We start from the raw sequence: 10,628 nt of genomic DNA on the forward strand, positions 1-10,628 counted from the left end.
ATATACAAGGGGCGGGTCCTGTGCCCGCCCGAATATCTACGATGTATTAGGGCGGGCACAAGACCCGCCCCTACGAGAAAACATCGATACCACATTTTTATGGAGTGCAAAATGTCTTCTTTAAAATGGTTCTGGGAGCGTTTTGAGGAGTGTTTTATCGCCATTTTGCTAATGGTAATGACGCTTGTTACCTTCACTTATGTGATGTTTAACAACCTTTATAATGTCTTCTTTGATTTAGCCGAAGCTGTGCCGTTTACCGCGAGTTTTGCTGAGCCGTTAGGCGAATGGATTATGGAAATGGCTCAAGAAATGACTTGGAGCGTGGCTTTAACCAAAGTCTGCTTTGGCTGGCTTATCTTCTTTGGTGCGTCTTATGGGGTGCGTACCGCAGGGCATATCGGAGTCGATGTATTGGTGAAAAAACTCTCACGCAACGCCCAAAAAGTCGTAGGATTGATTGCGATTGCCGCCTGCTTAGCCTATGCCTTCTTAATTGCCTCTGCCAGCTATGAGTGGATTTCAGCGATGTATGTGGCAGATATTGGAGCAGAAGATTTACATCAATTCCACCTCAAACAGTGGCACGTTGGTTTAATTATGCCTGTCGGTTTTGCTTTAATCGGTATCCGTTTTATTGAAATTTTAGTGCGTATTTTACAGGGCAAACAAGTGGGCTTAGGCTTAGCCGATGAAAGTGAAGACGCAATGAAACTCGCACAAGGAGAAGAATAATGATAATTTTAGTGCTATTTAGCTTGTTATTTATCTTAATGTTTCTTGGCGTACCGATTGCGATTTCACTCGGTTTAGCTGGTGCTGTTACTATTATGTTTTTCAGCCAAGATTCTGTCAGCTCTTTAGCCATCAAACTATTTGAAACCTCAGAACACTATACACTCCTTGCAATCCCATTCTTCTTGCTTGCAGGTGCGTTTATGACAACTGGCGGTGTAGCAAAACGCTTAATTGATTTCGCCAATGCAACCGTCGGTCATATTCGTGGTGGTTTAGCTATTGCGGCGGTAATGTCTTGTATGCTATTCGCTGCTCTTTCAGGCTCAAGCCCCGCAACGGTAGCAGCAGTAGGTTCGATTGCCATTGCAGGAATGGTGCGTTCAGGCTATCCGGTCGGTTTTGGTACGGGGATTATCTGTAATGCAGGTACACTTGGTATCTTAATTCCGCCATCGGTAGTAATGGTGGTATATGCCGCTTCAACTGAAACCTCAGTCGGTAAATTATTTATGGCAGGGGTTGTGCCGGGCTTAATGCTTGGCTTGGTATTGATGATTGCTATCTACGTTGTCGCTCGTATTAAAAACTTACCGGCACAGCCTCGTGCAACGGTAAAAGAGTGGTTTACCGCCGCCCGTAAAGCGATTTGGGGCTTATTGCTGATGGTGATTATCTTAGGCGGTATTTACAGCGGCATCTTCACCCCAACCGAAGCTGCAGCGGTAGCAGCGGTTTACTCGTGGTTTGTGGCTGTCTTTATCTATAAAGATGTCAAACTGCGTGATTGCCCGAAAGTCTTGCTGGAATCCGCCAAATTAAGCGTAATGTTGATGTTTATCATTGCCAATGCAATGTTATTCGCCCACGTTCTGACGACCGAACAAATTCCACAGCTCATCACTAATACAGTGGTTGAATGGAATTTACAGCCGTGGACATTCCTATTAGTGGTAAACATCGTGCTATTAATTGCGGGGGCATTTATGGAGCCGTCTGCGATTATCTTAATCCTTGCCCCAATTTTATTCCCGATTGCGGTACAACTCGGCATTGACCCAATCCACTTAGGGATTATTATGGTGGTGAATATGGAAATCGGCTTGATCACCCCACCAATCGGCTTGAACTTATTCGTTGCCTCTGCGGTATCGAAAATGCCACTGTCTGATGTAATTAAAGCCGCAATGCCGTGGCTATTACTGCTATTAGGCTTCTTGGTGTTAATCACCTACATTCCTGCTATCTCGATGGCGTTACCGAATTGGATTGGAATTAATTAATACAAGCGGTTATTTTTTGTAAATTTTTTACAAATCTATGATTACCGCCCAATGCTACTCATCAGCATTGGGCGGTAATTTTATTAAAAATAACCTATTTTGCTAAAAACTTACCAAAATAATTTAACTTTTTGCTACAATTTGGGCTATTTATCGAATTATTAATGAGTAGAGAAGAATATGAGTGTAAGTTCTTTTAATCGCACTTGGGCAAAAGTGATTTTAAGTGCGTTAATGCGTTATGGCGTAAAGCATTTTTGTATCGCACCGGGTTCTCGTTCCACCCCATTAACCCTTGAGGCAGTACAACTTCAGCAAACCCAATATGCAGAATGCCACACCCACTTTGATGAGCGTGGTTTAGGCTTTTATGCGTTAGGCATTGCCAAAGCAACTAATAGCCCTGTTGCGGTGATTGTTACCTCCGGCACAGCGGTTGCTAATCTTTACCCTGCGGTAATTGAGGCAAGCCTTAGCCATCAAAACCTGATTATTCTTTCTGCAGATCGCCCAACAGAATTAATTGGTTGTGGTGCAAACCAAGCCATTACTCAACAAGGCATTTTTGCAAATTATCCTGTTGCGAGCATAAACTTACCAAAAGCAAACGAGGCTTATAATGCAAGCTGGTTAGTTTCAACCATTGAACAGGCTTGCACTACTCAAGCTCAACAAGGAGGCGTGTTGCACATTAATGCCCCTTTTGAAGAGCCGCTTTATGAAGCTGACATTAACGAAATTCTGAATACCCCTTGGTTACGCCCAATTCAAGGTTGGTTGAATAATTCCCAAACCAAATGGATTGACCAACAGGCAATTCAAAGTGAAGTCTCGATGCACGAAAATTGGGATTACTGGCGAACCAAACGTGGTGTTATTGTGGTAGGCAAATTACCGCCAGAGCAAGGCACAGGCTTAAAGAACTGGGCGGAAACAATGGGCTGGTGCTTATTAAGCGATGTGCAATCTTGCATTGAAGCAAGCCTACCGTATGCGGATATTTGGCTCTCTAACGAAACCGTGAAACAACGTTTATTGCAAGCCGATATCATCATTCAATTCGGCACACAAATTGTCAGCAAACGAGTGAATGAGTTCTTAAAAGCCTATCAAGGCGAATTTTGGCTGGTTGATGAGTCGCAAGATTACATTAACCCGAACGCACATCATCAAACTCGTTTTGTTGCTAAAGCACACCACTTCTTGCGTGTTCACCCACCACTTCGCCAAAAGCCGTGGTTGCTTGAACCCTTAGCACTTTCACAATTCTGTGCGACCTTTATTGAGCAGCAAGTGGGTGGAAGTTTAAGTGAGGCATCACTTGCACATAATATTCAAGATATTTTAGCAATTAATGGTAATCTATTCATCGGCAATAGTTTATTTGTGCGTTTAGTTGATGCCTTATGCAAATTGCCTGAAGGCTACCCAGTTTACACTAATCGTGGGGCAAGTGGCATTGATGGCTTAATTGCCACAATGGCAGGCGTTGCGAAAGGCAGCGACAGACCAACCGTCGGGGTAGTAGGCGATATTTCCGCTCTGCACGATTTAAACTCCATCGCCTTATTAACCAAAATTACCCAACCGACTATTTTATTCGTGGTAAATAACAGCGGTGGTGCGTTGTTTGATATGTTGCCTGTTGATAGCAAAGCGAAAGATCAATATTACCGCCTTGCCCACAACTTTGAATTTGCTCAAGTCGCCACAATGTTCGGGCTTGAATATATCCGCCCGTTTACTTGGGCAGATCTAAAAACCAAACTCAAACACGCCTATGCTCGTAAAGGTGTTACCATTGTGGAAATCAAAGTAAATGAACACGACGGCAGCAATATGTATAAATCGTTGCTGAAACAAATTTCACAGGCGGAAATTGCCTAATATTTTGTGATCCGTAGGGGCGGGTCCTGTGCCCGCCCATTATCATATTCGGACAGACACAGGGTCTGTTCCTACAGCTTTTATTAAAAATATGCTTTCACATCAATGGCACGCAGAACAAGGCACTCCTGTTGTTTTCTTACACGGGCTGCTTGGTTCGCAACAAGACTGGCAAGCCGTTCTGCAACATTTGCAAAATTTCCCCAAAATTCGACCGCTTACTATCGACCTCCCTTTTCACGGACAAAGCGAACACATTACCTGTACCGATTTTGCCGAGCTACGAATGCAGCTTCACACAACTTTAGAAAATACGGTTGGCTCACAGCCTTTCTATTTAGTGGGCTACTCTTTAGGTGGGCGTGCTGCGCTTGATTATGTGCTTAATAGCCATAATCCAAATCTGCTTGGTACAATATTAGAAGGGGCAAACATTGGACTTACCTCAGAAACTGAACGCCAAACTCGCTGGCAAAATGATTGCCAATGGGCAAATCGTTTTCGCCAAGAGCCGATTGAAAAAGTGCTAGAAGATTGGTATCAACAAGCTGTTTTTGCCGATTTAAGTGATATTGAACGCTCTCGCTATATTGATAATAGAAAGCATAATCAAGGCAAGCGAATCGCCCAAATGCTGGAAGCCACTAGCCTTGCCAAGCAACCTAATTATGCAGAACAATTAAAGCAGACAGATAAAAACATCGTCTTTTTCATCGGGGAAAAGGATAAAAAATTCCGCCAAATGGTAGAGCAACATCAATTTCCAATGCAGATTATTGAAAATGAAGGGCATAATGCACATAGAGGGAATGCAGAGGATTTTGTGAGGGAGTTGCTTGCGTTTATAGATGGTAGGGGCGTACTGCGTACGCCCATTACAATATCTATAATATGTTGATTTAGGGCTTGCTCAGCACGCCCCTACAATCGGCTCCCACAAGGAAGAGAGTATTTAAACCAGCTAACTCTCCCCCTGCAACCTCTGCAACAATCTATCCATTGCTCGATAACCTAAGGCTTCGGCTAAATGGATTTGCTTAATGTTCTCCTCACCAGCCAAGTCCGCAATAGTCCGAGAAACCTTTAAAATTCGGTGATAAGCTCGAACCGATAAGCCTAATTTAGTTAAAGCATTTTCTAAAAACAATGCGTCTTGTTCTGATAGCCCGCAATCTCGCTCAATTTCTCGTGTGGTAAGTTGTGCATTAATTTTGCCTGCTCGCTCAAATTGCATTTTTCTGGCCAAAAACACCCGCTTGCGAACTTGCTCGGTGGTTTCACCTCGATTTTCCGAGCCGCTTTGTAATGCCCCTTGCGGTAAAAGTGGCACTTCAATGGAGAGATCAAATCGGTCTAAAAACGGCCCTGACAAACGGTTTAAATACCGCATTACTTGTTGGGGAGAGGTGCGATTGTGCGTACCTTGATAATGCCCCGTCGGGCTTGGATTCATCGCTGCAATTAACTGAAAACGAGCTGGGAATTGCACTTTAGCATTGGCTCTGGAAATAATAATTTCGCCTGCCTCAAGCGGTTGACGGAGTGCATCTAACACCTTTCGCTCAAACTCTGGCAGTTCATCTAAGAAAAGCACACCGTTATGAGCAAGGGAAATTTCCCCTGGTTTTGGGATCGAACCACCGCCCACCAACGCCACCATTGACGCACTATGATGAGGCGAACGAAACGGACGTTGTTTCCAATTCTGGAAGTTTAATTCATTCTGCACAAGACTAGTAACAGAAGCAGTTTCAATCGCTTCTATATCCGACATTTCAGGCAATAAATCCGCCAAACGGCTAGCAAGCATTGTTTTCCCTGTGCCGGGCGGGCCGAGAAAAAGCAAATTATGCTGCCCTGCTGCGGCAATGGTTAAGGCTCGCTTGGCATGCTGTTGCCCAATAATATCGGTTAAGTCTCGGCTTACAAGCGGTCGATTTTCTACCGAATTTTGCAAAACTTGCTGACAAATAGGTAATTTATCTCGCTTATTGAGCATATTCACCACATCAAGCAACGACTTCGCAAAATAGGTGGTAGCATTTGAAACTAACGCCGCCTCATTCGCATTTTGCTGAGCCAATATCATTTGGCGTTTCGATTTTTCGGCTGAAATCACGGCAGGAATTGTGCCGTGTACTCCTCGTAAATGCCCTGTGAGTGCCAGCTCGCCTAAAAACTCAAACTGCTTTAATAAATCCGAATCAATCTGCCCTGAAGCCGCTAGAATGCCAATGGCAATCGGTAAATCAAAACGTCCGCCTTCTTTGGGTAAATCGGCTGGGGCAAGGTTGATCGTAATCCGCTGCGGTGGGTAGATAAAATTGGCATTAATCAATGCACTTCGTACACGATCGCCCGCTTCTTTCACGGTGGCTTCGGGCAAGCCGACAATAGTTAATTTAGGCTGACCGTTGCTGATATGAACTTCAATCGTCACCAATGGCGCTTCAACGCCAATGGAAGCTCGGCTGTAAACTATGGCTAATGTCATTATGTTGGAAAATAAGAAATCAATGACGAGAGGATAAAAGGAAAGCAGAAAAGTGGGTAGGAAAAAGATTCAAATTTTCGAGCCAGATCGCAAAAATAGTTTGTGAGAGGCAAAAACCTCCCACAAAATAGCCTTATTTCACAATTTCAACCGGCCCGTGATCGTCGCAATGATCGCCGTGCTGATGATGTAAACGACCATCTACAATATAGTCAATATGGTCGCCGTGTGGCACAGCTTCGTGGCCGCAGCCCTCGCCGTGAACATGGTCGCCACAACAATGAACCGCATTACACTCCGCAGGATTGGTTTCATTCACCTCTAAAACGTGTTCATCGTAGTGATCGCCGTGTTTATGGTGCAGATGCCCGTCGTGTAAATAATCGATATGGTCATTATGTTTGATTGCGGTATGACCACAGCCTTCACCGTGTTCGTGTTCGTGGTCGTGATGTGGGTGGGTTTTACAAGACATAAAATACTCCTTTTATAAATGAATAAATCGGTTTTATCCTAATCTGAAATGCAATACAATTCAAGGCGTTTCAGGCGTATATTAGCTCATTGAAGAGGAAAGAAAAATGAACACTGAATTCGATATGATTGTTATCGGCGGCGGTATGATAGGGGCAGCCACAGCGTTAGGATTGGCAAAACAGGGGGTTAAGTTAGCTCTGCTAGAGAAAAATCCGCTGCCGACGTTTGAGGTAAATTCCGCCTACGATTTACGCATTTCCGCCATCAGTATGGGGTCAATTCAGTTGTTGGAAAAGTTAGGCGTTTGGGAGCAAATTGCCGCAATGAGAACTTGCCCTTATACCCAACTTGAAACGTGGGAAATTGAGGGCTTCAACACGCTATTTTCAGCTGCTGATTTAGGTTTGGAAAAGCTTGGCGATATGGTCGAAAATAACTTAATCCAAATTGCGTTATGGGAGCAGTTAAAGCAATTTCCAAACTGCGTGCAAGCGGTCGGATTTGAGAAAATTTTTGCAAAAAGAGAAGAAAACCAATGGCAAATTCAAGTTGATAACCAAACTTTTTCCGCTCCTATTATCATTGCCGCAGATGGAGCAAACTCTCAAGCCCGCCAATGGGCCAGCATTGGTTTAACGAGCTGGCAATATCGCCAACACTGTTTGCTTGCAACTATCACAACTGAAAAATCCGTTCCAACAGCCACTTGGCAACAATTCTATTCGAGTGGCCCTCGAGCTTTTTTACCGCTTTCAGGCAATAATGGTTGTGTGGTTTGGTATGATTCTCCACAGTGTATCGCAGCCTTAAAATCCCTTTCCAAAGAAAAGCTGACCCAAGAAATTCAACGTGAATTTCCTGCTCGTTTACACGAATTAGGGAATATTGAAGTGCAAGCCACAGGAGTATTTCCGCTAACTCGCCAGCACGCTCAACATTATGTAAAAAACGGTGTGGTATTAGTGGGTGATGCAGCTCACACCATTAACCCACTCGCCGGGCAAGGTGTAAATTTAGGCTTTAAAGATGTGAAAGTATTACTTGAGGTGGTAGAACAAGCGGTCAAAAAAGGTGAAAATTTTGCAAGTGAAACAGTGCTAAAACGTTATGAACAAAAACGTAAACCAGACAATTTGCTAATGCAAACAGGAATGGACGTTTTTTATAAAGCATTTAAAACCGAACTTCTGCCGCTAAAAATTGCTCGTAATTTAGGGTTAATTATTGCCGAAAAAGCCACGCCAATTAAAAAACAGGCGTTGAAATATGCGATTGGAATTTAGTTCCAAATATTTACCTTTTTTACAATTCTCCGCTTATATGTAAATGTTGTAAATATGTAAAAGATTGCCATTTTTAATTTTAAAATAACGTTATAATTATCTCTTCCATAAGTTTAATGAATTAACTTATGTAAATTCGTTCACTCTATAAATAAGGAACTAAAAACTAATGAATTTCAATTTAAATCAATTATTACAAAATGGCCCGGTTCGAGAATTAATACTTAACCAGGTAGGGAAACAGTTTGGCGTAACAAATGAAACAGGCGGTAGTCTTTTAACTAAAGGTTTATCTTTGATCTTGGGAGGTATGAGCCAAAAAGCAAGTAACACTCAAGGTGCAAACGACTTATTTAATCTCATTAGAAATACCAACCTACAAAGTAATCCATTAGATATCGTAATGGGTAAAACCGATATTGCTACTAACAACAATAATTTGAGTAACTTATTTGAGCTAGGTAAAAATATTTTACCTAACTTGTTTGGTGATCGTACAGATGTTGTTGCAAGCCACTTAGCAACCAGCACAAATACTAACCCTACTATATCTAAAGGTATGTTAGGTTTATTATTACCAATCGTTTTTTCTTTCTTTAAAGATAAGATTTCGAGTGGCTTTGGCTTAAACAATTTCACTAATTTATTAGCTGAGCAAACAAGAGCTGTTTCAAATGAATTAGATACCGGAGCGTTAGCAGCATTAGGTTTTGCAAATAAATCATTCAGCGATGTATTAAGCAATGTTGCTAAAGTAGGTACTGTTTCAATAGCAGCTACAGCACATACAGCAACAGCAAAACCGGCCTCTACAACAACGACAGTAAAAACTGAACCAGCTAAATCATCTAGCTTAAGCAAGTGGTTAATCGGTGCAGGTATTATCTTAGCTGCCTTATTCGGTATTAAAAGCTGTTCAGATAAAGGTACTACAACAACTGCGAATGCTCCAGCAGCCCAAACAACCCCGGCAGCTCAAGTTCCGGCAACTGAAACAGTAAAAGTATCTGATGGTTTAGGCAATCTTGCTTGGGAAAAAACAGATAAAGACTTAACTGTATCCGGTACAGTTCAAAATGATGGTATTAAAGCAAGTATCTTAGATGCATTCAAAGGTTTAGCAGCTGGTTTACCATTAGTAGATAAATTAACGGTTGATGCAACAGCAGATAAATTCAGCTTCAACAACTTCTCTGGTTTAGCTGATTTATTCAAAGAATTCCCTGGTGTAAATGGTGCGTTTGCAGATAAAGTATTAAACCTAGTCGGTGAAGTAAATAGCGAAGATGCAAAAACGAGCTTAGTAGAAAAAGCAAAAGCATTATTAGGCAGCTTATTTACGGTAAATGCAGATAAAGTAAACGTAAATGAACCTGAAGCGGAAGTACTTGCCGATATGTCTTTATCAAAATTAGACTTAGACATTATGTTTGCAACAGCATCATCTGAAATTAATCCACGTTATTTCCGTCGTTTAAATGCGTTAGCACAATACTTTGTTGAAAACAAACGTACTGGCGAAATTTCGGGTTACACCGATAACGTAGGTGATGCAGCAGCAAACCAACAATTATCAGAACAGCGTGCAAAATCAGTGCGTGATTACTTAATCAAACAAGGCGTTCCTGCTGAATCATTAACTGCGGTAGGTTACGGTCAAGATAATCCAGTTGCAGATAATAGCACTGAAGAAGGTCGTAAGAGAAACCGTCGTATTGAGTTTAACGTACGATAATCTGTAACTAACATAAAAAATGAAAGCGAGATAAAAAAATTATGTTTATCTCGCTTTTTTCATCAGTAATAGCAAAAAGAGAGGAGGAATAATGTGTAGAAGATCAGACTTGATCTGACAAATCATTATAAAAATGAGAGTTTCCCGTTTAGAATATGAGTGTCTAAAATTCAATCTAAACAAAAAAAGGAAACTCTCATGTTTTATTCTAACAATCCTCTCATTAAACACAAGACTGGTTTGCTTAATTTAGCAGAAGAACTTGGAAATATTTCACAAGCCTGTAAAGCAATCGGAATGAGTCGAGATACATTCTATCGCTATCAACAAGCAGTGGAACAAGGTGGGGTTGAAGCGCTACTTAATCAAACCCGTCGAGTCCCAAATATTAAAAATCGAGTGGATGAAAGAGTTGAGCAAGCGGTTGTCAAATTTGCTCTTGATTACCCCACTTATGGACAGGTTCGTGTGAGCAATGAACTTCGTAAGTAAGGTATTTTTGTTTCTGCTGGCGGTGTTCGTTCCATTTGGCTACGCCATAATCTTGCTAACTTTAAACAGCGTTTAAATGCTCTCGAAAAAGAAGTGGCTGAAAAAGGGATTATCCTCAGTGAAAGCCAAGTTCAAGCGTTAGAACGTAAAAAAGACGATGATATTGCATGTGGTGAAATTGAGACGGCTCACCCAGGTTATTTAGGCTCACAAGATACCTTTTATGTCGGTAATTTAAAAGG

Annotated in this window: 8 protein-coding genes and 1 pseudogene; 7 read left to right on the forward strand and 2 right to left on the reverse strand. The window is 41.9% G+C overall.

Annotation, left to right across the window (positions count from 1 at the left end; all coding sequences use genetic code 11):
- Window positions 1-111 precede the first annotated feature (111 nt).
- The 4 genes from ACERCF_RS12070 to menH all read left to right on the forward strand — a co-directional run bounded on the left by ACERCF_RS12070 (window position 112) and on the right by menH (window position 4,803).
- Complete coding sequence (locus ACERCF_RS12070) at window positions 112-735, forward strand: TRAP transporter small permease (RefSeq protein WP_006251471.1); 624 nt, start codon at window positions 112-114, stop codon at window positions 733-735.
- Window positions 735-2,018: a C4-dicarboxylate TRAP transporter large permease protein DctM gene (gene dctM / locus ACERCF_RS12075; protein ID WP_006251472.1), complete on the forward strand. Its 1,284-nt coding sequence runs from the start codon at window positions 735-737 to the stop codon at window positions 2,016-2,018. Before ACERCF_RS12070 ends, dctM begins: the two co-directional genes overlap by 1 nt.
- 180 nt (window positions 2,019-2,198) lie before the next feature.
- The gene (gene menD, locus ACERCF_RS12080; protein ID WP_373611728.1) at window positions 2,199-3,905 is read left to right on the forward strand and encodes a 2-succinyl-5-enolpyruvyl-6-hydroxy-3-cyclohexene-1-carboxylic-acid synthase; all 1,707 of its coding nucleotides are present in this window, start codon (window positions 2,199-2,201) and stop codon (window positions 3,903-3,905) included.
- Window positions 3,906-3,996: 91 nt separating this feature from the next.
- Complete coding sequence (menH, locus tag ACERCF_RS12085) at window positions 3,997-4,803, forward strand: 2-succinyl-6-hydroxy-2,4-cyclohexadiene-1-carboxylate synthase (protein WP_373625726.1); 807 nt, start codon at window positions 3,997-3,999, stop codon at window positions 4,801-4,803.
- A 63-nt stretch (window positions 4,804-4,866) separates the two neighbouring features.
- Here menH and ACERCF_RS12090 read toward each other — a convergent pair whose 3' ends face one another.
- Together ACERCF_RS12090 and ACERCF_RS12095 are read right to left on the reverse strand one after the other, a co-directional pair.
- Window positions 4,867-6,399, reverse strand: a complete 1,533-nt coding sequence (locus ACERCF_RS12090; RefSeq protein ID WP_373625722.1) for a YifB family Mg chelatase-like AAA ATPase — start codon at window positions 6,397-6,399, stop codon at window positions 4,867-4,869.
- A gap of 133 nt (window positions 6,400-6,532) precedes the next feature.
- Window positions 6,533-6,874 carry a hypothetical protein gene (locus tag ACERCF_RS12095; protein WP_373625723.1) on the reverse strand — a complete coding sequence of 114 codons (342 nt, stop codon included), beginning with the start codon at window positions 6,872-6,874 and terminating at the stop codon, window positions 6,533-6,535.
- Between the two features lie 106 nt (window positions 6,875-6,980).
- Between ACERCF_RS12095 and ACERCF_RS12100 the strand changes: the two genes are divergently transcribed.
- The 3 genes and pseudogenes from ACERCF_RS12100 to ACERCF_RS12110 all read left to right on the forward strand — a co-directional run.
- Window positions 6,981-8,159: an FAD-dependent oxidoreductase gene (locus ACERCF_RS12100; protein WP_373625724.1), complete on the forward strand. Its 1,179-nt coding sequence runs from the start codon at window positions 6,981-6,983 to the stop codon at window positions 8,157-8,159.
- Between the two features lie 169 nt (window positions 8,160-8,328).
- The gene (locus tag ACERCF_RS12105) at window positions 8,329-9,894 is read left to right on the forward strand and encodes an OmpA family protein (protein ID WP_373625725.1); all 1,566 of its coding nucleotides are present in this window, start codon (window positions 8,329-8,331) and stop codon (window positions 9,892-9,894) included.
- A gap of 198 nt (window positions 9,895-10,092) precedes the next feature.
- A pseudogene (locus ACERCF_RS12110) lies at window positions 10,093-10,628 on the forward strand (helix-turn-helix domain-containing protein); the annotation flags it as partial.

The organism is Mannheimia kashgarensis (assembly GCF_041807705.1).
GTDB lineage: Bacteria > Pseudomonadota > Gammaproteobacteria > Enterobacterales > Pasteurellaceae > Mannheimia.

Bases quoted from the DNA above. Each gene is read 5' to 3' on its own strand.
- ACERCF_RS12070 (WP_006251471.1), top strand. From the start codon at position 112: ATGTCTTCTTTAAAATGGTTCTGGGAGCGTTTTGAGGAGTGTTTTATC.
- dctM (WP_006251472.1), top strand. From the start codon at position 735: ATGATAATTTTAGTGCTATTTAGCTTGTTATTTATCTTAATGTTTCTT.
- menD (WP_373611728.1), top strand. From the start codon at position 2,199: ATGAGTGTAAGTTCTTTTAATCGCACTTGGGCAAAAGTGATTTTAAGT.
- menH (WP_373625726.1), top strand. From the start codon at position 3,997: ATGCTTTCACATCAATGGCACGCAGAACAAGGCACTCCTGTTGTTTTC.
- ACERCF_RS12090 (WP_373625722.1), bottom strand. From the start codon at position 6,399: ATGACATTAGCCATAGTTTACAGCCGAGCTTCCATTGGCGTTGAAGCG.
- ACERCF_RS12095 (WP_373625723.1), bottom strand. From the start codon at position 6,874: ATGTCTTGTAAAACCCACCCACATCACGACCACGAACACGAACACGGT.
- ACERCF_RS12100 (WP_373625724.1), top strand. From the start codon at position 6,981: ATGAACACTGAATTCGATATGATTGTTATCGGCGGCGGTATGATAGGG.
- ACERCF_RS12105 (WP_373625725.1), top strand. From the start codon at position 8,329: ATGAATTTCAATTTAAATCAATTATTACAAAATGGCCCGGTTCGAGAA.